This is a genomic window from Promicromonospora sp. NPDC057488 (assembly GCF_042802395.1).
Classification (GTDB): domain Bacteria; phylum Actinomycetota; class Actinomycetes; order Actinomycetales; family Cellulomonadaceae; genus Promicromonospora.
In genome coordinates, this window is the sequence record NZ_JBHVEG010000001.1 from 117,319 (window position 1) to 138,060 (window position 20,742).

General features: G+C 67.5%; 15 protein-coding genes and 1 pseudogene. 8 read left to right on the forward strand and 8 right to left on the reverse strand.

Features of this window, described 5'->3' with window-relative positions; genetic code table 11:
* Nucleotides 1-173 precede the first annotated feature (173 nt).
* The 3 genes from ACFU5G_RS00505 to ACFU5G_RS00515 all read left to right on the forward strand — a co-directional run bounded on the left by ACFU5G_RS00505 (nt 174) and on the right by ACFU5G_RS00515 (nt 4,299).
* Complete coding sequence (locus ACFU5G_RS00505) at nt 174-3,326, forward strand: tetratricopeptide repeat protein (protein WP_377239624.1); 3,153 nt, start codon at nt 174-176, stop codon at nt 3,324-3,326.
* A 176-nt stretch (nt 3,327-3,502) separates the two neighbouring features.
* A complete protein-coding gene (locus ACFU5G_RS00510) occupies nt 3,503-3,787 on the forward strand; it encodes a hypothetical protein (protein WP_377239626.1) in 285 nt (94 codons plus the stop codon).
* Nucleotides 3,788-4,113: 326 nt separating this feature from the next.
* Nucleotides 4,114-4,299, forward strand: coding sequence for a hypothetical protein (locus ACFU5G_RS00515; protein ID WP_377239628.1), 186 nt, complete (start codon nt 4,114-4,116; stop codon nt 4,297-4,299).
* Between the two features lie 210 nt (nt 4,300-4,509).
* On the opposite strand, the gene ACFU5G_RS00520 is transcribed toward ACFU5G_RS00515, so the two are convergent.
* On the reverse strand, nt 4,510-4,797 hold the full coding sequence (locus ACFU5G_RS00520) for a hypothetical protein (protein WP_377239630.1): 288 nt from the start codon (nt 4,795-4,797) through the stop codon (nt 4,510-4,512).
* Nucleotides 4,798-4,909: 112 nt separating this feature from the next.
* Between ACFU5G_RS00520 and ACFU5G_RS00525 the strand changes: the two genes are divergently transcribed.
* The gene (locus ACFU5G_RS00525; protein WP_377239633.1) at nt 4,910-7,552 is read left to right on the forward strand and encodes a BTAD domain-containing putative transcriptional regulator; all 2,643 of its coding nucleotides are present in this window, start codon (nt 4,910-4,912) and stop codon (nt 7,550-7,552) included.
* 7 nt (nt 7,553-7,559) lie between these two features.
* On the forward strand, nt 7,560-8,039 hold the full coding sequence (locus tag ACFU5G_RS00530) for a tetratricopeptide repeat protein (protein ID WP_377239635.1): 480 nt from the start codon (nt 7,560-7,562) through the stop codon (nt 8,037-8,039).
* An 835-nt stretch (nt 8,040-8,874) separates the two neighbouring features.
* Here the strand turns inward: ACFU5G_RS00530 and ACFU5G_RS00535 are convergent.
* The gene (locus ACFU5G_RS00535; RefSeq protein WP_377239637.1) at nt 8,875-9,288 is read right to left on the reverse strand and encodes a hypothetical protein; all 414 of its coding nucleotides are present in this window, start codon (nt 9,286-9,288) and stop codon (nt 8,875-8,877) included.
* 453 nt (nt 9,289-9,741) lie between these two features.
* Between ACFU5G_RS00535 and ACFU5G_RS00540 the strand changes: the two genes are divergently transcribed.
* Complete coding sequence (locus ACFU5G_RS00540; protein ID WP_377239639.1) at nt 9,742-10,080, forward strand: hypothetical protein; 339 nt, start codon at nt 9,742-9,744, stop codon at nt 10,078-10,080.
* 2 nt (nt 10,081-10,082) lie between these two features.
* Here the strand turns inward: ACFU5G_RS00540 and ACFU5G_RS00545 are convergent, their stop codons facing one another.
* From ACFU5G_RS00545 to ACFU5G_RS00565, 5 genes and pseudogenes are all read right to left on the reverse strand, one after another.
* Nucleotides 10,083-10,256 (reverse strand): hypothetical protein, encoded by a 174-nt coding sequence (locus ACFU5G_RS00545; protein WP_377239680.1) that lies wholly within the window; start codon nt 10,254-10,256, stop codon nt 10,083-10,085.
* A 17-nt stretch (nt 10,257-10,273) separates the two neighbouring features.
* Nucleotides 10,274-10,795, reverse strand: a pseudogene (locus tag ACFU5G_RS00550) (IS5 family transposase); the annotation flags it as partial.
* A 234-nt stretch (nt 10,796-11,029) separates the two neighbouring features.
* Nucleotides 11,030-11,587: a dihydrofolate reductase family protein gene (locus ACFU5G_RS00555; protein WP_377239641.1), complete on the reverse strand. Its 558-nt coding sequence runs from the start codon at nt 11,585-11,587 to the stop codon at nt 11,030-11,032.
* 331 nt (nt 11,588-11,918) lie between these two features.
* Nucleotides 11,919-13,892 (reverse strand): hypothetical protein, encoded by a 1,974-nt coding sequence (locus ACFU5G_RS00560; RefSeq protein WP_377239643.1) that lies wholly within the window; start codon nt 13,890-13,892, stop codon nt 11,919-11,921.
* A gap of 142 nt (nt 13,893-14,034) precedes the next feature.
* Complete coding sequence (locus ACFU5G_RS00565; protein WP_377239645.1) at nt 14,035-14,385, reverse strand: hypothetical protein; 351 nt, start codon at nt 14,383-14,385, stop codon at nt 14,035-14,037.
* Between the two features lie 377 nt (nt 14,386-14,762).
* On the opposite strand from ACFU5G_RS00565, the gene ACFU5G_RS00570 reads away from it, so the two are divergent.
* Nucleotides 14,763-17,342: a tetratricopeptide repeat protein gene (locus tag ACFU5G_RS00570; protein WP_377239647.1), complete on the forward strand. Its 2,580-nt coding sequence runs from the start codon at nt 14,763-14,765 to the stop codon at nt 17,340-17,342.
* Between the two features lie 660 nt (nt 17,343-18,002).
* On the opposite strand, the gene ACFU5G_RS00575 is transcribed toward ACFU5G_RS00570, so the two are convergent.
* Nucleotides 18,003-18,524, reverse strand: a complete 522-nt coding sequence (locus ACFU5G_RS00575) for a hypothetical protein (protein WP_377239649.1) — start codon at nt 18,522-18,524, stop codon at nt 18,003-18,005.
* A 592-nt stretch (nt 18,525-19,116) separates the two neighbouring features.
* Between ACFU5G_RS00575 and ACFU5G_RS00580 the strand changes: the two genes are divergently transcribed.
* Complete coding sequence (locus tag ACFU5G_RS00580; RefSeq protein ID WP_377239651.1) at nt 19,117-20,415, forward strand: S1 family peptidase; 1,299 nt, start codon at nt 19,117-19,119, stop codon at nt 20,413-20,415.
* Nucleotides 20,416-20,742: the final 327 nt, after the last annotated feature.

The window sequence follows — 20,742 nt, forward strand, 5'->3', positions numbered from 1 at the left end:
GTAGACGCCTTGCAGAAGACCCTCTGGTGACCACCTGTCTTGCCAGACTCGGGGCGGTGCACCACATCGAACACGCATCAACCCCCAGGAGACCTGGACAGCACCTCGTAGGTGAGACCGATCAGGTATTTTCCGAGCCCAGAGCACCTGGATCGTCGTAATGTCCTACTCCTGTGGAGTTTCTGGCGGAGGTGCAGGCAACGATGGTCTGGTTCCAGCTGCTCGGCCATGTCTCCGCCCGCAACGAACATGGCCCGGTCCACCTCGGCCCCGCTCGGCAACGTACGGTGCTCGCAGCGCTGCTGGTCAAACCTGGCATCCCGGTCGTGCGCGACCAGCTCATCGATCGAGTGTGGGGCGCAACCCCACCGCCCACCGCCCGGCAAAGCCTGCACAGCTACCTCTCACGACTACGAACCGCTCTCGACGCCGAAGGCGGACCAGTTCTTACCCTCCGGTCCGGCGGGTACGCACTCGAAGCCGAAACGTCCACGATCGACCTCTACCGCTTCCGCGCACTTGTGGCTCAAGCCAGACAGGCGCAAGACAACGAGGCCGCCGCACTCTGGCAGGAGTCAATGGCCCTGTGGCAGGGCGCGCCCTTCGCCGACCTGAACAACGACTGGCTGCGCTCCGTCGCCGTCCAGCTTGAAGCAGAGAGGTTGGCCGCCTTCGCCGACCACAACGACCTACAGCTTCGCTCCGGAGAACATGCGCAGCTCCTCCCAGCCATCACCGACGCCTCCCGCACCCATCCGCTGGACGAGCGACTGACCGGGCAGCTGATGCTCACCCTGTACCGGTGCGGGCGGCAGGCCGACGCCTTGGAAAGCTATCGAAGGCTGCGGGAACACCTGGCCGACGAGCTCGGCAGCGACCCGGGGCCCGAGATACAGAACCTGCACCAGCGGATCCTGCGGCACGACCCGGAGCTGGCAGTGCGGACGGTGGACCTGGATCCGGCGGGCGGCCCGGCACGATCGGTCACGGCAGGTACCGGTACGGCGGACGCCGACCGCAGCGCCACCGCCCGGCCGGCTCGCCCGCGCCCCGCTCAGCTCCCCTTGGACGTGTCCGGGTTCACCGGCCGCACGGAGGACCTGCGCCGGCTCGACGAGCTGGCACAGGTGACACCGGCGTCCGGCAGCGGCCCAGCGTCCGGCCCGACGACGGCCCGCGCCGTGGTGATCACCGCGATCGGCGGCACGGCCGGCGTCGGCAAGACGGCGCTCGCGGTGCACTGGGCCCACCGGGTCACCGACCGGTTCCCCGACGGGCAGCTCTACGTCAACCTGCGCGGCTACGACCCGGAACAACCCATGCGGCCGACCGACGCGCTGGCCCGGTTCCTGGCCGCGCTCGGCGTCCCGGAGCGCGAGATCCCGCTGGACGACGACGAACGCGCCGCCCGCTACCGCAGCGAGCTCGCCGACCGCCGCGTGCTGGTCGTGCTGGACAACGCCGGCAGCGTCGCGCAGGTGCGCCCGCTCCTGCCCGGGGGTGGCTCGTCCATGGTCGTGGTGACCAGCCGAGACAGCCTGTCCGGGCTGGTCGCGCTGCACGGCGCGCACCAGATCGGCCTGGACCTGCTGCCCGCGGCCGAGGCCCTGCGCCTGCTGCACCACCTCATCGGTGACCGGGTGACCGCCGAGCCCGGGGCCGCCGCTGCTCTCGCCGAGCAGTGCGCGCGGCTCCCGCTGGCCCTGCGGGTCGCCGCTGTCCTGGCGACGTCGCGACCGGACCGCTCGCTGGCCGAGGTCGTCGCCGAGCTCGCCGACCGGCAGGAACGGCTCGAGCTGCTCGACCCAGGCGGTGACCCCTACGCGGCCGTGCACGCCGTGTTCTCCTGGTCGGTGCAGCACCTGCCCGCGCAGGCGGCGCGCGTCTTCCGGCTGCTGGGCCTGCACCCGGGCCCGGACCTGGACGAGTACGTCGCCGCGGCCCTGACCGGCCTGGAGCCAGCCCGGTCCCGCCGGGTCCTGGAGCAGCTGGCCGGAGCTCACCTGCTGCACCGTGTGGGCAACGGGAGGTACGGCATGCACGACCTCCTGCGCGCCTACGCCATCCACCTGACTGGGACCAGGGACACCGACCGGGAGCGGGACGATACCGAAGAGCGGCTGCTGGACTACTACCAGGCCGCAGCGATCGTAGCGAAGGACGCCGTGCTGCCGAACGAGGCGGGCTACCGACCCGAGTCCGCGCGCATCGACGTTGCCATCCCAGACCTGACCAAGGCTGACATGGCACGCGCCTGGTTGGAAGCCGAACGCTTCTGCATCCTCGCGATCGTCGAGCATGCCGCCGACGCCGGCAAGTCCGATTACGTTCAAGGGCTGACGCGGATCGTGAACCTCTATGTCGGGGAGGCTCATTTCGCGGACCTGATGACGATCAACAAGCACGCACTGCGTGCCGCCGAGCGGGCCAACGATCTGACCGGACAGGCGCACGCCCTCCGGCATCTCGGTGTCGCGTACACGCGCCTCGGCGATCACCAGGCTGCCATCGACCACGCCCAGCGGGCACTCGTGCTGTTTCGCCAAGTCGGAGACCTAGCGAGCGAAGGGCTGACCCTGAGCAACCTGGGCGGCGTCGAGAACATCCGTGGTCGCTACAAGGACGCCGTCGACCACCACCGGGCAGCCGTCGACGCCGCCAGACGCGCCGGAGACCGGGCAGGCGAGGCATCTGCGCTAAACAATCTTGGCGTGGCCGAGGCCCGACTGGGCAACCTCGCCGGCTCGGTCGAGGTCCAGTCCCAGGCCGCGGCCATCTTCCGGGAACTCGGCTCACCGTTCAGCGAGGCCGTCACGCTCGGCAACATCGCCAGCGTCGAGATCCGCCGTGAGCGCTACCCCGAGGCCGCCGACCTTCTGCGGCGTTCCATCGCGATCGCCGAGGAGCTGGGCAGCCAGCGCAGCCGGGCCAACGCCCTCGACACGCTCGGCTCACTCCACCTCCGCCAGCATCAACCAGACGATGCCCGAGAGTGCTTCCAGCAGGCATACGCCCATTTTCGCGAGATCGGTGAGCGCACCTCCCAGGCCTGGTCGGCCAACGGTCTCGGCGAGGTCGCCCAGCTCATCGGCGACTTCAGGGCCGCGCTGGCCTGGCACACCGAAGCGCTCGAGCTCGCGGGCGCTGATGGCGCAGGGCACCAGCAGGCCCGCGCTCACGCCGGCCTCGGCCACGCGCACCGCGCCCTGGACGCGGTCGCCGTCGCGCGCGCCCACTACACGCACGCCTACGACCTGTATCGCGAGCTCGAGATGCCCGAGGCCAAGGAGATGCGCGCCGCGCTGAACACCGTACAAGCCAGGTGACACGCGCTTTGGGTACGCGCCGACATGCTGGGCGACGTCGGCGGACGTCGTGGCGGCCTACGGACAGTCCTGTGGATCGTCGAGACCATCCGGAACTACTTCAACTGACCCGAACCCGTTCACACCTTCGGTCGACGGTGTCAATCGACCGAACGCTACGAGTTAAGAGGTACGACATGACCCAGCCCGAAAACACCAGGCCCGCCACCTGGCGGGAGCCCACTCCCGGTTACAGAGTCGTCACTGCGATCGCATGCGCGATCGCGGTCGGTGCCTTGCCCCTCGCGGTCTGGATCAACCGAACTCAGGACGCGCCCGTTGCGGCATTTCAATGGATCGCTCTCGTGGCCGGTATCGTCGCGCTGGATCGTCCCGCCAAGGCCTGGTCCAAGGCCGCCTGGGTGGCGAAGGTGGCCGCTGCCGCGTATCTGGTGTCCGGCCTATTGTTCATCGTCCTCTGATCGGCGACCTATGACTGTGCCTCCCGTCGCCGCAGACCAGCACGTCGACGTTCGGTTGAGCGCACTCCCGCCCGATGTCGTCGAGCAGCGGTAGGTCCGAGGCCAGGGGTGGGCGCCTGAAGCAGTCCCATGACGAGGTTGTAGTTGGGCATGTTGTCGCCGGCGATCATGGTGGTGCAGATGCCCGTACCCGTGCCAAGCTCGATCCGGGTGCTGACGCCGTAGCCGCTGGCACGCTAATTCACCCCCGGTCGTCGGCAACGGACAACGCCGGACCAAGAATCAATGCGTAGTGTTGGAAATGAGGCCACACCGGAGGTCAGATGATGACCGAGAACGAACTCGTGATCGCGATGGCAGTGGTGGGTGCTCCGATGCTCAGCGCCGACGATCTCACCACTGCAGAGCTGCTCACCGAGCATCTGCCACAGGCTGTGCCCGCCGTAACGCGCTGGATAAGACGCGCCCACATCGCAGGCCTCGTCGCAGCGGACACCGACAGGACCAATTGACCTGCAAAGGCGACTGACGAGCTTCTTTTTGCATCACGCAATCTCGCGACAGCCCACGGAGCTCGCCGGCGGCGTCCGGTCATACCGCCAGCGGTGTCACCGCTGGACCAGATCCGGGCGCCCGCCAGCGCCAGGATCTGACCCTCAGCAATGGCTGACGCTGCCATAGCGCTCGCCTGGAGCGAGAAGCAACAGCACCCACCAGGTAGGTCACGCGTCGGTGCGGCGCAACGTCATGGAAGCAGCCCGAGAGTCGTACAAACGTAGACGGCACCGGGCGGGGGCGGGCCATGCGGAGCATACCTCGACCAGCATCGCAGGCAGGCGCGCAGGGCGTGCCGCATCCAGCACCGCGGCGGGCAGGTCCGCACTGAGCGCCTCCGCTCCCTGGTCCGGCAGCCACTGGTCGTTGCGATAGTTGCCACCGCCGATGTCGAACTCACGTACGCCAGAGCGCGCTTTCATGCGGCCATGACGGATGTCGATTCGAGGGGACATCGAGCCCACATTGAGCTCACCGCACCAGGTCGGGCCCAACGAATCGAGACCGCCGCCCGTGTATTACCGTGCGCCCCGTAACCTCTATCACTACGGGGCCTGACCTGGGGGGATGCTCGTGATCTCGGTGCAGTTTCATGTGCTTGGGCACGTCGGCGCTCGTGGTGCGGAGGGCCCCGTGCCATTGGGGTCGGCCCGACAACGTGTGGTGCTCGCGGCACTGCTGGTCGAGCCGGGAACGTTGGTCACCCCCGCACAGCTCGCCGAACGTGTGTGGGGCACCAGTCCCCCACCCAGCGCACGGCAGACTTTGCACAGCTACATCTCCCGGCTGCGGTCGGTACTCGGCGATGCAGACGGACCGGTACCGGTTCGACGATCGGGTGGCTACGTGCTCGATCTCGATGCCGAGGCCATCGACTTGCATCGCTTCCGCGCTTTGGTGTCGCAAGCCCGCAACGCGAGGGACACCAACGCTGAGTCCCTCTGGAGGGATGCACTCGAACTTTGGCAGGGCGTGCCGTTCGCCGACCTCGACAGCGATTGGTTGAGGTCCGTCGCACTCAGACTCCAAGCCGAGCACCACGCGGCCACTCTCGACTACCATCACCTGCTGCTGCGCCGAGGCGAGCACAGCCGCCTCCTGCCCGACCTCACCGCGAGTGCTCGTGCGTGGCCGTTGGATGAGCGGGTGGCTGGTCAGTTGATGCTGGCGTTGTACCGGTGTGGGCGCCAGGCTGAGGCTCTGGAGCATTATCGGCAGCTTCAGGAGTTGCTGGCTGACGAGCTCGGTAGTGATCCTGGCCCCGAGGCGCGCGAGCTGTACCGGCGGATTTTGCAGCATGACCCTGTTTTGGCTGTTCCGGCCGTGGCTGTGGGTCCGGCTGGCGGCTCTGGTGCGCTGGCGGGTGCGGGTGCGGAGGGTGCCGCTTCTGGTGGGTCATCCGGCAAGTTCGATGAGGTGCGCCCAGCTCAGCTACCGCTGGATGTGGCTGGGTTCACTGGGCGTGCGGATGTACTGCGGCGCCTTGACGAGTTGGCGGTCGGCCCTGACGCCGGGGTGGGCTCTGTTCCTGGCGCGGTGGCTGCCCGCGCTGTGGTGATCACTGCGATTGGCGGCACCGCCGGCGTGGGCAAGACGGCACTGGCAGTGCATTGGGCGCACCGGGCTGTTGAGGGTTTCCCCGACGGTCAGCTGTACGCGAATCTGCGTGGTTACGATCCCGAGCAGCCGGTGCGGCCGTCTGATGCGTTGGCGCGGTTTCTGTCTGCTCTTGGTGTTCCGGATCGCCAGATTCCGTTGGACGTCGAGGATCGCGCTGCTCGCTTCCGTAGCCTGTTGGCCGGGCGCCGGATGTTGATCCTGCTGGACAACGCCGGGACGGTGGCGCAGGTCCGGCCCCTGCTGCCTGGGGGTGGGTCGTCGCTGGTCCTGGTCACTAGCCGGGACGCCTTGACCGGGCTTGTCGCTCTGCACGGTGCGCACCAGGTCAACCTCGACCTGTTGCCGGCCGATGAGGCCGTGGATCTGTTGCACCGGCTCATCGGACCGCGGGTGGCGGACGAACCCGGAGCCGCGGCGACGCTGGTCGAGCAGTGCGCCCGCCTGCCTCTGGCGCTAAGGGTTGCCGCGGTTCTGGCCACGTCTCGCCCCGACCGATCGCTGGCTGAGGTGGTCGCCGAGCTGGCCGATCGGCAGGAACGGCTCGCGTTGCTCGATCCCGGCGGTGACCCGTACGCCGCGGTGCATGCCGTGTTCTCCTGGTCCCTGCAGCACCTGCCCGAGCAAGCGGTACGAGCCTTCCGCCGGCTCGGCCTGCACCCCGGTCCTGATCTGGAACCCTATGCGGCGTCCGCTCTGACTGGTCTCGACCCGTCCCAGGCGCGGCGCGTCCTTGACTTGCTAGTGAACGCTCATCTGGTCCACCGGGTCGGCAAGACCCGTTACGGCATGCACGACCTCTTGCGTGCGTATGCCACGCGGCTGGCGCTAGCTGATGACACCGACCAGGAGCGAAGGGCAGCCGAGGAGCGGCTGCTCGCGTTCTACCAGGCCGCGGCGTCCGCAACGATGAGCACGCTCCGCCCCGCGGAGTCGGTTCACGAACCCGACCCTGCCCTGCCCAAGGTGCCAGTCCCGGCGCTCGAGACCCAGCAGGCCGCCCGTGACTGGGTCGAAGCCGAGCGGCACTGTCTCCTGGCAATCGCCGAGCACGCCGCAGAGACCGGCCGATCCGCATTTGCAGTCGGCCTGGCAAGGACTCTTCACAGATACCTCATCGACGCCCACGTCAGCGACGGACTGGTCATCAACGCCCAAGCGTTGCGCGCAGCCGAAAGTGACGACGACACGACCGGTCAGGCGCAGATGTTGCGCCAGCTCGGCGTTGTCCACATGCGTCTGAGCCAGTACGAGACGGCCACCGACTACAGCGAACGAGCCCTGACGCTCTTCCGCCAGGAGAACGACCCCGCAGGGGAAGCCGTCACACTGACCAACCTCGGTTCGATCCACTATCAGCTCGGCGACCACCAGAGCGCGATGGACAGCCACACCAGGGCGCTCACCGTCTCCCGCCAGGTCGGCGACCGGCGTGGCGAAGCCGTCGCGCTGACCAACATCGCGATCATCCACGAACGACGCGGCGAGTTCGACGCGTCGATCGAGACCGATCTCGCCGCCCTGGCCATCGTCCGCGAACTGGGACTGCGGTACACGCAGGCAGTCACGCTGAAACAATCTCGCGACATCTGAGCTGCGGGTGAAGCGGTACGCTTCCGCGCTGGACCACGGACACGAGGCGTTCGCGATCATGGACGAGCTAGGCAGCCGCCGCGGCCAGGCCCACACGCTCGACACACTGGGAAACGTGCACCTGCAGTTGGGCGAGCCAGACCCCGCCACCGACTACTTCCGGCGGGCACTCACTGCGTTCCGTGAGACGGGCGAGCGCAGCGGGCAGGCGTGGTCGATCAATGGCCTCGGCGAGGCCGCGCAGCTTTCCGGGGACCCGACCGCTGCGCTGGACCTGCATCTCGAAGCGCTGACGATCGCCACCCAGGACGGCAACCGGCACCAGCAGGCTCGCTGCCACGCATTCATGGGCCGCGCCCACCAGGCTTTGGGCGCGACGGACGCCGCGCGGAACCACTTCGAACAGGCCTACCTCATCTATACCGAGCTCGGGATGCCCGAGGTAGACGAGATGCGCGCCCACCTCTCCGGTTTGCCCGCCGGCTAGACCTCATACCCACCTGGCATGAGTCGCGCTTCGGACGTACGTCTCACAGCCAGCCTCGCGGTGGGGACTACAGCCACTGATGCACAGTCCCAGCCCACACGGTCGACCGGACGGATGTGGAGCGGCGCAGCTGACACGCAATCCTCCCGAACGCGTCGCCGGAGGACGTAGAGCAGTTGGCCGGCCGGGCGCCGCGTGCGGACGGCGTCGTGTTCCTCGCCGCCCGGGACCGCCGCGAGGTTGTAAGCCGGGCGAACATCTACCTGGACCGGGACCTGCGGCCTGGCGCAAATCGAGTACGCCGTGGCGGACAGGGCGCGCGACAACCGCGCCATGACCAGGCCCTGCCCGACGCCGCGACGCGGCGTAATGGGGGTGCCAGTTGCACCAACCGGTTCCATGTCACGGCATCCGGCGACTGTCCCCAGGTGCGCTATCAGCCTCTTGGCTACAGAGCGATCGACGCCGGCGCCTCTTCGCGCACACCACCTGAGCGGGCATGTCAGACCACGCCCACAAGAACTGGCTACGCGCATATTGGATGGAGAAGCAACTGGTCAGGAAGCTACGAACCAGTTTCGCGAACAGGCACTCGACCGGGACGTCGCGGCGCCCGACGTCGACCGGTGGCTCGCGCTGGCGCGCCCGACGATACGGACAGCGCTCAACGGCGGCAGCCGCGGCCCACTGAACAGCTGCGTCCCGGGACGGTGCTCGACGGCCGCATAGATCGGGCCCTGACACTGCCGCTCGGGCGGAGGCACGTCAGGCCCGAATGAGGTCGTCCGTCCGTTCGTTCGTCCGTTCGGTCCGCGGGGAGGCGCGGTCGTCCGCCTCAGCAGCGTACGGTCGTCCGGATCTGAAGCTCACCGCTGCCGCTGGACGACCCGACCCACCGGTACGCTGCCTTGGCCGTAACGGTCGAACCGCACCGTACGGGCTCGGCAACTGTCGCCTCGACGTCATCCACGGTTTCGAGCCCACCGCTTCCAGGCCTCACCGTCACATGTCCCTTACCCGACGGGTCGGTGAAATTCATCGAAACCCAATAGATCTCGACGCTGTAGTTCGCCGACAACGCCTGGTCGTCCGTGACCGCGGCCCGTGCGTAGACCGTGCCGTTCGAGTTCTGCCGGATCGACAGGCACCGGTCGACCTGCACGCCCTCGCACTTGCCCGCGAGTCGCGTCCATGCCGACGCCGGTGCGGCGGTGAGCAGCGTCGCTGTGGTCGCGAGCGCGACCACCATCGCCGACACACCAAATGCCCTTTTCCGTGTTCTCATCGCTACCCCTGATACTCGAACCAGCATGCCTTGGCCCCCGAAGCGTAAGCAGCAGGTCCCGCCGTCGCATACCGGAGCGCGGCGAGCTGCACCGTGGAGGGCCCGGTCCGCGGGTCGCGTACGACTGGTCCGAACCGTCCAGCGTGGTACCGATCGGGAGGACCATCAACCCGTCCCATGCGCCGTCGCGCGTGTACCCGCCGGCCAGCTCCGTGGGACTGCCCCAGGAACGGGTGACACCTGCCGGAGCCTGGGCCTGTCCTACGTGCAGTCCTCGACTTGGAGCCCGAGGCCGACGGCCTCGATCTCGGATCGGGTCACCACGCCCTGCTCGTGCGCCGCAACGACGCCACCGGTGAGCTGGCCTAGTACCGCTGCTGGAACTCCCGACCCGTCCCGATCGGTGACCTGGTGCACGTGGCGGGACGCCGGTGGACCGTCGAGGAGAACTTCCAGACCGCCAAGAGCCACGCCGGCCTGGACGAGCACCAGGTCCGCCGCTGGGATTCCTGGCACCGGTGGACCACCCTGGCCATGCTCGCTCACGCCTTCTTGACCTTCCTCGCGGTCGTGATGAACGACGCTGAGCCCGACGGCAGGGCAGCGGGCCTGGTCGCCGCGACCTCCACGTCACTCGAGCGCATCCTGGGCTGGTCCCGGTGGCGACGACGACACCAGCACCGAGCCCGACGAGGCCACTACAAACGCCGCGAAGGCAGCGTCACCGCAGCCCACCGGCCCGATCTACGGCTGTAGTACTAGGGCGTGTTCGGTGATTCGCGGAGCCAGAGGACGATCGCGGCGAGGGTGAGTTCGGTGCGGTGGTAGGCGGCGCGTTTGGTGTAACGGGTGGCAAGGGCACGGAACCGCTCGAGCCGGTTGAAGCAACGTTCCACGACGTTGCTGCCTTTGTAGACCTCCGCGTCGAACACCGGCGGGCGTCCGCCGCGGCCGCGCCTTTGCGTAGCCGGTTGGCGGCGCGGTCCTTCTTCTTCCGGCTGGTGAACGCGATCCCGCGGACGCGCAGGGCTCGGCGGGTCGCGGGGCTGGAGTAGGCCTTGTCCGCCAGGACCCCGGTCAGGTCGCTTCCGGGGGCCGGCCCATTACGTTTCACGTTGACCTGGTCCAGCAACGGCAGCAGCTGCGGGTTGCCCCCAGCCTGCCCGCAGGTCAGGATCATGCTCATCGGTAGCCCACGGCCGTCGGTCGCGAGATGGATCTTGGACGTCAGGCCTCTCCGCGACCGGCCGATCGCCTCATCAACGACCGCGAGGTCTTCGACCCACCCGGTCGTGCAGCCCCCTTTCCGAGCACCAGCGGCATGGTGGTGAGCCCGGACATTGGTCGAGTCGACCGAAAAAGTCCACTCCAGGGTGCCGATCGAGTCGTCCTTGACAGTCACGTGCTCAAGGATCTGCTCCCAGGTCCCGTCCTTCGCCCAGATCCGCAGCGTTCGCGAAGCGTATTCCACGGCCCGTACCTCTCAGGCACGTCCCACCACGGTTCCGCGGTCCGCAGCCGCCACACGATCCCGGTGATCATGCCACCTGCCGCCCCGACGACCATCCGCCGAGAACAGCAGCGGCTCGATCCGCTCCCAGGCCGCATCGGTTAGCTCACCACGCCGAACAGCCACGAACTGGACATTACCAACCCTGTGACCAGGCCAATCACAGGACAGGCCCTAGTCGTCCTGCACTCCGTCTCAGGAAGAGGCCACGCCCGGACGTGAGTAGGTCAGGGCGAGGTTGCCCCTGGGGAATGACTTGACGTCGATCAACTGCAACCTGGTGAGCTCGGTGAACAGCGGGCTGCCGCCTCCGTGGGCGAAGGGGCTGACCAGCAGGTGGTACTCGTCGACGAGGTCCGCGAGGACGAGCGCCTGGGCGAACCGCACGCCGCCGTGCGCGAGGATCGGACCGCCGCCCTGGGCCTTCAACCGGGCGACCTCAGCGGCCAGGTCCCCGGAGCAGACGGTCGTCGTCGCCCACGAGGTGTCGATCGGCGAACGAGAGAAGACGACCTTGGGGATGTCGTTCATCGCGTCGGCCTCGGGCCCCGTCTGAAACGGCCAGTGCCCAGCCATGTCGCGGTAGGTGCGAGCGCCCATCGCGTGAACGCCGGCCGAGCCGAGCACGGTCGCCATGTGTGCGACGAACTCCTCGTCCTGGTCGTACTCGAGGAAGAAGTCGTCGTGTACGCCCGCGGATGCTGCGGCGTACCCGTCAAGGGACAGGCTGTGTCGGAGGATCAATGGACGCATGAGGACTCCCAGAGCCAGATCGCCCCCGGGGCTCGTGGAGGGCGATGATTACCGTACTCGTTCTCCTGTCTGATCGAGGCGATCGGAGCCAGCAGTCACGATCTTGACGTGCCGCGCAGGTTGGCTGCAGACCGCTCATGAGGCTGCGGGCGGGCAGCGTCGGCAAGCTCACCAGGCACATCGTCGCCCTGGCATCTGCGCCCGGCTGCGCCTCAGCTGACATCACGCATGCCTTGGCCTAGCCGGTGGCGCCACGCCGCCTGGAGTCCATCCCCCTTCAACGGAGCAGCTGATCGCGCTCGCGCGGCACGGCCTGAGGAGCGATATGTGATCACAGGAGGTCGATGCCATCGGGAGCCATCGGAAGCACCGTGAGATAGCCCACCGCAAGACCAGCGACGACCGCCGACACCAGCGGCAGCACGACCCCCAACACGGCGGTGAGCCAACGGATCCAGCGCCTGTCGTCCAGCCCTGTGTGCGGGACGGTCGCCGCGCCGAGGCCAAGGCTTGCGAGGCCCAGCCCGGCACCGAGGACGAGGGCCAGCAGCCCGAGCCCGCCAAGCAGAACGATCCACCCTGCTTGCTCCATGTGCGGTACCGCGCCGGTGTACCAGGTCTCTCCGGGCACGCTGGTCGCGATGCCGAAGCGGAAGGTTGTTCCCGCGGTCGGGAGCGAGCCCGGTGCGATGTCGCTTCCGTCGTCGGTGAAGGCAAGCAGCGTGATCGAGCCGTCCTCTACCGCCGATGGGGGCGCTCCGCGTCTCACGGTTGCCGTCGGCCCGGAGTTGCCGTCGCCCAGCCATGCGGTGAGCGCTCCCGTCACGGTGTCGACCTGCGTGCTGTGCCCTGGGGGCGGGCATGGTAGGGCGAGTGACTCCAGGGCCGGGCAGATGCCGGTTAGCTCGGTCTGTTGATCGACCGCATTTCCTTCCGTCTGCCCATAGGCAACCAGGTGGATGTCTTCGGGCAGGGCGGCTATGAAGTCCGACACGTCACCGGCCGACACCTCGCCACGCGGATGCACCTCGACCATCGAGTAGCCGTACTCGTCAAGAAACGGATCGGCCTCCACGGCGCCGGCGGCCAGATTGCTCTGCATACCCAGGGTGAACAGGACGACGATGACGTAGATGCTCACCACGGAGACCTGCCGCGCGACCGCCGCAGACCGGGCCACGATCCGGACGCCCACGGCGCTGGTACTTGGCCGACGCCGTCGGGCCAGCCACCGCCCGATCCGTGCGGCGGTGGCCGCGATCGCGGCCGGCATGGTCACGACTGTGCCGGTCAGTCCCGCGTATCCGGTCAAGAGGTGTGCGGGATGCCCGTCGGAGAACAGGTGAGGTCCTCCGACAGCGAGCAGCACGAACCACGGGAACAGGGCCGCTGCCGTTCGGTGCGTGCGCCTGGCGATCCCGCGGAGTGCCCGGGCGAACAGCGGGAAGGCGCAGTTGGCGTGTCGCATACCCGCGCAGAGCACGACGGCAGAAGCCACGATCGCGCAGAGCGCGAACGCCCACCATTGGTCCCGCAGGTCGGACGCGCCGACAACGTAGTCCACGACCGGCAGGCGCCGGTCGCTGGCAGCGAACCATCCGACGACGACGGCCGCGGCGGCCACCCCGAGCGAGACCGGCCGCCAGGTCGCACCGACCACGTTCCGAGGATGGTGCGAGGTGTCGTCCCGCCCTGCGATCTGCCTACGGGGCCGGCCCAGAACAGGTCGGGTTGCCACCAGCACGAACCACAGTGACGGGCCGACAAGGCAGAGCGCGACCAGCCACACCAGGGCTCCGGGAGCGTCCTGGTTCGCCAGCAACCAGTGAACGTTCTGAAAGGGCACCGGTGGTCTCGAGCCGCCAAATTCCGACACCACTGCCTCGTCCGCCTCGCGCGCGGTGGTCAGGTCGTGTGCGGGCCGGACGTAGACGAGCAGCTCGGACGCGTCGGCGAGACCAGGCTCACCGATCGTCCCGACGACGTCACCGTAGCGTTCGGACACGCCCTGCTCAGCCCCTTCCCGGAGCAGTTCGGGCGAGACAAGTGCGGTACCTGGTCGGGGCCACTCGTCGACCCCAGGTGGCAGCGGAGCGTCGGGACCACCCGGTGAGAGGAACACCACGGAGTACTGCCGACCGCCGCGCAGATGGTCGATCGTCATCTTGACGACAGTCGCCTCCCCCGCGGGTGTCGACTCGACGACCGGTACGAAACCGCCTTCGGCCATGCGGGTGGCCCGGGCCGACTCGACCGCCACGGTGGCGACAACCGCAGCGAGCGCCAGCATCAGCAGCAGGCTCACCAGGGCGAGACTGACGAGCCAAGTACGCGGGTAGCCACCCCTGGCACCTCGGAGAGGATCGTGCACGCTCATAGACTCCTTGTCTCACGTCCGGCGTGGCCCCGCTCCTGCCCGACAGGAGCGGGGCCACGGTCGCGGCTAGTTAGCTGGTCCACTCGTTCCAGCCACCGCAGTTGTCCACCTGGAGCTCGCGGTCACGGCAGGCCTTGACGCTCGTGATGGCTCCACCGAAGTCGCGGGTGTAGGTGGTGCCGCAGCCGTTGCTGTTGGTGTAGCGCTGCTCGTCCGACTCGCCGTTCTCGATGAACCGGGCGTACGCCGGGTCGCCGTCGCACTGCGTGTCTGAGACGACGACGTTGCCGCTGCTGTGCCCCTCGACGCGAGATCCGGTCGTGTCGGAGAAGACTGTCGCGAGAGCGGGGGAAGCGCTCCCGATCAGGGCGCCTGATACGGCCAGGGCAAGGGCGTAGTGTCGCCAGTTCGTGTTCTTCATGAGAGTGCCAGGTCCTTTCCTTCGGTGAAGGCCCGTGGATTGCCCGCGTCGAGCGGGTGAGCCGATACGCACCGTAGGCGTGTGCGATTGCAGGCGACTTGCACGTGGCTTGTACGTGCCGTGCAGCATCGTGGCGTGGCAGTCGTCCGGCTTCGGAGGGAACGGGTATGGCCCGGCGCGGTCTCCAGCCTCGGATCTGGGGTTAACGGCAAGACTTTGGGAGCTGCTGCACGGGTAGCTCTGCTGGCAGGGCACGCTCGAGTAGGGCAGATGCCATGAGTCGACATATATGCGCATTCATCAATCACCCCTGGGCAATTTGCGCATATTTGTCAATTACCGTTGCATTCGATGTCCGGTTCGCGTAGTTATTGTGCATGGTTGGGGTGCGGATGCGGCCGTGGTGGTGGCTGGTCGCTGGTGGGTTGGTCGCGACGGGCGCGGGGTTGTTCGCGCTCGTGGAGGGCAGCACGCCCTGGTTGGTTCTGGGGTTCGTGGCCGCGTGTGCTTCGCCAGCGCTACCGTTCGTGGCGCGGTGGTGGGCCGACCGGGAGCGCACACGGGTCGAGCGGCGCGCGGTGGTCGAGTCGTCGGTTCAGCCAGTTGACACGAACGGGCCCTCGTCACTGCTCGCACCGGACCATCAGGTCGTCCCGTTCCAGGGGCGGTCGGTGGAGCTGGCAGCGCTGGTCGGGTGGTGCGAGGCAGACGGTTCCCCGCTGCGGCTGATCACCGGTCCCGGCGGCGTGGGCAAGAGCCGGCTGGGTGAGGAGCTGCGCGCGCTCATGAGTCAGTTGGGGTGGCGGTGCGTCGCGGTGGGCGACGAGCAGGAGGCCACGATTCTGGCCAGGGTACGTGGCACCACCGACGGGCCCGTTCTGCTGGTCGTCGACTACGCCGACACACGTCACGAGATCGACCACCTCGTCCGACAGGTCGCCGCCGAACCCACAGGAGTTCGCGTCCTGCTGATCGCACGCAGTGCCGGAGAGTGGTGGAAACGACTGTCGGTGGGCAGCCCCAGGATCCGGGCGATGGTCCAGGGCGCCTATGACGGGCTGGAGCTTGCGTACCGGATCGACGCCGGCGCCAGCGACCAGGAAATCCTGGACACCGCTGCCGCGGCCTTCGCACAGCATGTGGGCATCCCGACTCCGCCGGTGCACCTGACAGGGCCGTCTGGTGGCAGGGTCCTGGACCTGCACGCGGTCAGCCTCGTCACCGTCCTGCGCGCTCTACGCCATGAACCGCTGGACGTGGAGGTGACCGACGTCTTCGCCGAGCTGCTGGGTCACGAACAACGGCACTGGATCGGCACTGCCGCGCACGTCGGCCTGCTGGACGGCCCGGACGGGCTGACGACCGAACTGCTGGGACAAGCGGTTGCGGCCATCTACCTCACCTCTCCGGCCGACCAGGCGGAGGCACGCGATGTGCTGGCTCGGGTGGACCGACGGGTGGCCACACCGAAGGTGCTGGCCTGGCTACGCGACCTGTACCCACCCAGGAGCAACCAGCAGTGGATCGGGACCTTGCAGCCGGATCGCATGGCAGAACTGCACCTGGTCAACGAACTGTCCGCCTCAACGCCACTGGCCGCAGTCCTCTTGGACCGCCTCGCCGAACGTGAAGCCCGCAACGCCATCGCCGTATTGGCCCGAGCGGTGGCCGACCACTTCTCCGACCACGACGTACGGACTCGCGCCCTGGCACTTCTGGACCGCGCAATCGGCGGCCTACCGGATGATGCCGAGCTGCTGCGGTCGGTCTCAGCGGTCATCCCCTATCCGTCCGAGGTGCTGACCCGACCAAACCTGGACCTACTCGAACGGATCCTGGCACTTACCGCCCCGTCGGACTCCGCCCGGCGGTCCTGGGTACTGCACGAGATCGCACAGCGCCGCTTCCGACTGGGCCGCGCTTCCGAAGCGCTCGGCCCGCTGCGCGAGGCGATCAGCCTGCGCCAGGCTCTGGCCGCAGCCGAACCCGGAGAGAACACACCGCTCCTCGGCGCGTCCCTGCGCTACCTCGGGGTCATACTGTCCGAGCTCGGGGAACCGCACCACGCCCTGTCCGCCACACAACAAGGCGTACAGATCGAGCTGCGCCTACCGCGCACCGACCGCCTCAACCGCCTGCCCCAACGGGCCCGCATCCTGTGCGACCTCGGCGCCCGCTACCACGAAGCCGGACTACCCGACCAGGCCATCGGCCCCCTGCGCCAGTCGGTCGAGATCAACGAACGCCTGGCACACAGCGAACCAGAGCAGACCAACCCCCACCTGGCCCGCGCACTGATGAACCTCGCCATCGCACAGAACATGCTCGGCCACGCAGAACAGGCCCTGCCCTCGATTCGCAAGGCCGTGGCGATCCGGCAGGTCCTGGCCCGTGACAACCCCGACAGCGACCTCGTGTTCCTGGCCCGCGCCCTCACAGACCTGAGTTCCTGTCTGGTCAACGCCACACGACCCCAGGAAGCCATCGAGCCGAACCTGCAAGCCGTTCAGATCCTGCGCGAGGTGGCCCAGGCCTCCCCTGGCAACCACAACCCGGGCCTGGCGCGGTCCCTACGTCAGCTCGCAACCGCCTACCGCGACGCCGGCCACACATCGCACGCAGCGGCCTGCTACCACGAGGCCATCGCGATCCACCGCGACCTGGCTACCACCCGCCCCGGACGCCGCACCTGGATGGCGCTCGCTGAATCTCTCGCGGGGCTGGTCTCCCTACAACTGACCGTGCAACACCCGCTGGACTCCCTGCCCTTGGCCCGCGAAGCATCACAACTGCTCGCGTGGCGCACCCAGGTGACCAGACCAGAGCACCTTCGCCCCTTCGCACAAGCCCTCACGACCGTTCTGATCGCTGTCGCCAACGCCCTCGACGCGAACGACCTCACCAAAGAGGCCCAAGAATTCCGGCGCGAGATAGCTGCCCTTCGCCCAGCGCCGTGAACGCGCTCTGCATTTGCTGGACGGCATCGCTCGGGGTCGCCGTGAGGAGCATCGATTGACACCGTGTGGCGGCGGGCAGTGGGGCCACAGCTGTACCGATTTTCCACGGACCGTCTCCACTTTGGGAGACGGCACGGTCGCGCGGCTGAGCAACGCGATGCAGAGCAGGGAACCTACGACACCGGCACCGAGCAGCAGTGCCACGGGTCCACACTGGCGTGACCGGTACAACATCAGCCCAAGCGCCAGCTCGGATCGGAACGCCACACCAATATTCGTGGCGTCGACCAAGTTCTCATGGATACCGGTCCGTGACCGCCGCGGCCCAGCGACCATCGATCTTTGGGCACGACAGGGTTCGCCTATGCCACCGGGGCGCTGGCGTGGCCCAGCTCACCAAGTGCCGCGGGCGGTTGGGCGTCGCGCCGCACGACGTGCTCTTCGAGCAGATGCGCACTACCCCGGCGAAGGCGCACGCACCGCCCGGCTACGGCACCAAGATCCCCATCGATGGGAACTTCCGGCCGTGCGGGGCAGGGTCAGTGTCTCCCTCGTGCGCCTGCAGTTATTGGGTGAAAAAGGCGCAAGCAGCTCAGGCAACTTTCAAGCCTCCGTGGCGCCGTCGAGGGCAATGAAGTGCGAAAAGATGACTCGCCCAAGTCATAGAAGTGGCGGGCATTCGGGCGTCGCCTCATAGACATCGCGAAACCTGCTCGGCTTGAGCGACAGAGGCTCTGTCCACGTCGCCCCGGCAGCGCCCTCCGCAATCATGTTGAGGGACCTGACGCTTTCGAGCGACGTCGCATCGTCCAGTGCAGCCTCGGCGGCAACTCGCCACCTGTCGCCAGCATCCCGGGAGGCAGCAGCAAACTCCCGGAAGAATCGCCGCGCCTCACGTGAGCCCGCGAGATCAGCGTACGTGTCGACGATGGCCGCGCTCTCCTGCAGCAGATCATCGAGTTGTTGGGCAAGTGCAGCAAACTCCGGCCGGTTGTCTTCGGTGAGCACCTGAGGATCTGGTGTCTCCATCGCAATTGTGCTGGAGATGATCGAGCATGCACCAGACAGAGCCGCTACATCTTGCTGCAGCTCGCCGGTCTCGATCGGCGTCAGAGACGGGGTGGAGACCTCGGCTGACGCGCTCGGCGCTGATGTAGTCGCACCTGCCGTCGTCCCGTCCATAGTGGGCTCACCCGGGCGGTCAGGCGCCGCAGGCTCAGAGCATGCAGACGCCAGAGTGAGTACCACTACGACGACGGAGATCCAAGAGCTGGCGCGCCCACGACGACCTCCACCCAGGGAGACTGATCTGCTCATGCGGTGATCCAACATCGACCGGTGAGGGACCGGTCCCGAATGACCACCTAGGGCGTTAACGCTCGCCAAGGCCTGGCGCGGCGAGGCACGCTCCGACGCCGGTCGCGTGGCCCCAGCTGGCGTTCGCCCCTGGCGCCGCGACACGAAGGTTCATCGTTGGTTCCTCCCGCTGACGTGGTGCTACCGCAACGAGGCAGAGCGAGCACTCCCCGGGGTGGCAGGAGCGCTCCCTCTCCCCCGTGTTTGAGGTGGATGGTGCCGTAATTGTTCCGTGGCAGTTGCCTCGATCGCCTACCGGACTCGCACGATGTCCTGGCCAGGACCACCGAGGATTTCACTCGCTGTTCATCACCTGACAAGCCAGGCCCCATAGCGTTGCCGAGTACGTGGATGACGCACTCATGAGAACCTCCACGAGTACGCAGGCACTGCCCGTCCATGATGTCGAGGAGCAGGTATGCGCACCAAAGAGATCGCCATCGTCATGTCTGCTGTGGCTACGACCCTGGCGATGACCCTCGCCGGCCCGAGCGCTGCGTCAAGTGCGCCATCGGACCCTAGGACTCCGGCCGGCTACCTCGCCGACCCGACCGATCCTGCCGTGACGTCGTTGGCCGCTGAGTACGACATCTCGGTCGAAGAGGCCCAGGCGCGCATCGGTTGGCAGGAAGCTGCGATCGAGCTCCATGACAGGCTCGCGGTCGAGGACGCGGAGCACTTCGGTGGTCTCTGGTTCGACCAGGCCGACGGCGGACGGGTGAAGATCGGTGTGGTCGGCTCGACGTCGGAGACACGAGATGCAGTCGACGCCGCCGGGATCAGCAACGTCACGAGCATCGTCCCGGTCGAGAACACCTGGGCGCAGCTCACCAAGGACTTGCTGGAGCTCGAGGTCGCGGCCAAGGAGATCAGCTACTTGTCAGGCCACGCCGGTCAGGTCGCCGGCATTGCGACGAAGCCTTCGGAGAACCGCAATGTTCTCTATGTGCCAGACACGGTGTTAGCGGCCCGTTCGGCTGCAACGGTCGTCGATTCCCTTCGAGAATCACTCGGTTCGCGCTTGGCCGTGGACTCAAGCATCGACGCGACCACGGTCCACGACGAAGCCTGCATGCTCAGCCCGCGCACGTGCGACGCGCCCCTGCGCGGTGGGATCAACTTCCACACGGTGAACACCGATATTGGTGACTGCTCAACTGCGTTCAACGCCCGCAGCGTCAGCGACGGCAACTGGTACATGATGACCGCCGGCCACTGCGGCTACGTCGACCATGTCTTCGACGTCTATCAGCTGAAGACCAGCATGTACCACCGGGTCGGACATATGCACAGCCGGAACGACAGCAACAACGACGACTGGGGCATCGTGACGATCAACAACGTCAGTGGCTGGGCGCCCCGCAACTGGGTCAGGGTCTATGACTCCGCCGATACCGTTCCGGACGAGTCGTACACGATCACCGCGACGGCCACGAGCCCCGAAGGAACAAGGGTCTGCCTGTCCGGAAAAAGCACGGGCACGTCGTGCGGAGACGTCGTCGAACTCAATCTTGGTGGCACGGGCGGCTGGGCCCGTGCCCACTACTGCCACGACCCCGGGGACAGCGGCGGCGCCGTCTACTCCAACCACCGGGCGCGGGGTATCCACACCGGGGTCTGGGGCACGCCCATCGAAGACGACCAGTGCCATCGAGCCATCTTCCAAGGAGTTGTCGAGGTGGAGAGGGAAGCCAACGTACGCGTCTACACCGGCTGACCCTTGGACGTGCCCTGTGTTGAGCTGACTGGTGCTATCAGCTCAACACAGGGCACGCCTTTCTGAGCCAGAAGACGCGGTGGATCACTGGTCCTGGCCCCGTCACCGACGGGGAACCTGCAAGGCGGTCTGATGAACGCGGATGGCGACCGGCGCGACCGAAGTGGGCGGCGTTGGCGTCGCGGCTGGGGCAATGCGCCTGGGGGCGTTCTCGGGTTCGATGCGCTCGGCCATCGCCACGCGGCGGTCCAGGGCATCTTGGCCGAGGTGCCAGTTCAGCGGAAGTCTGCGCCGAGAACCCTCGGTAGATGAGCGCGGAGCCATTGA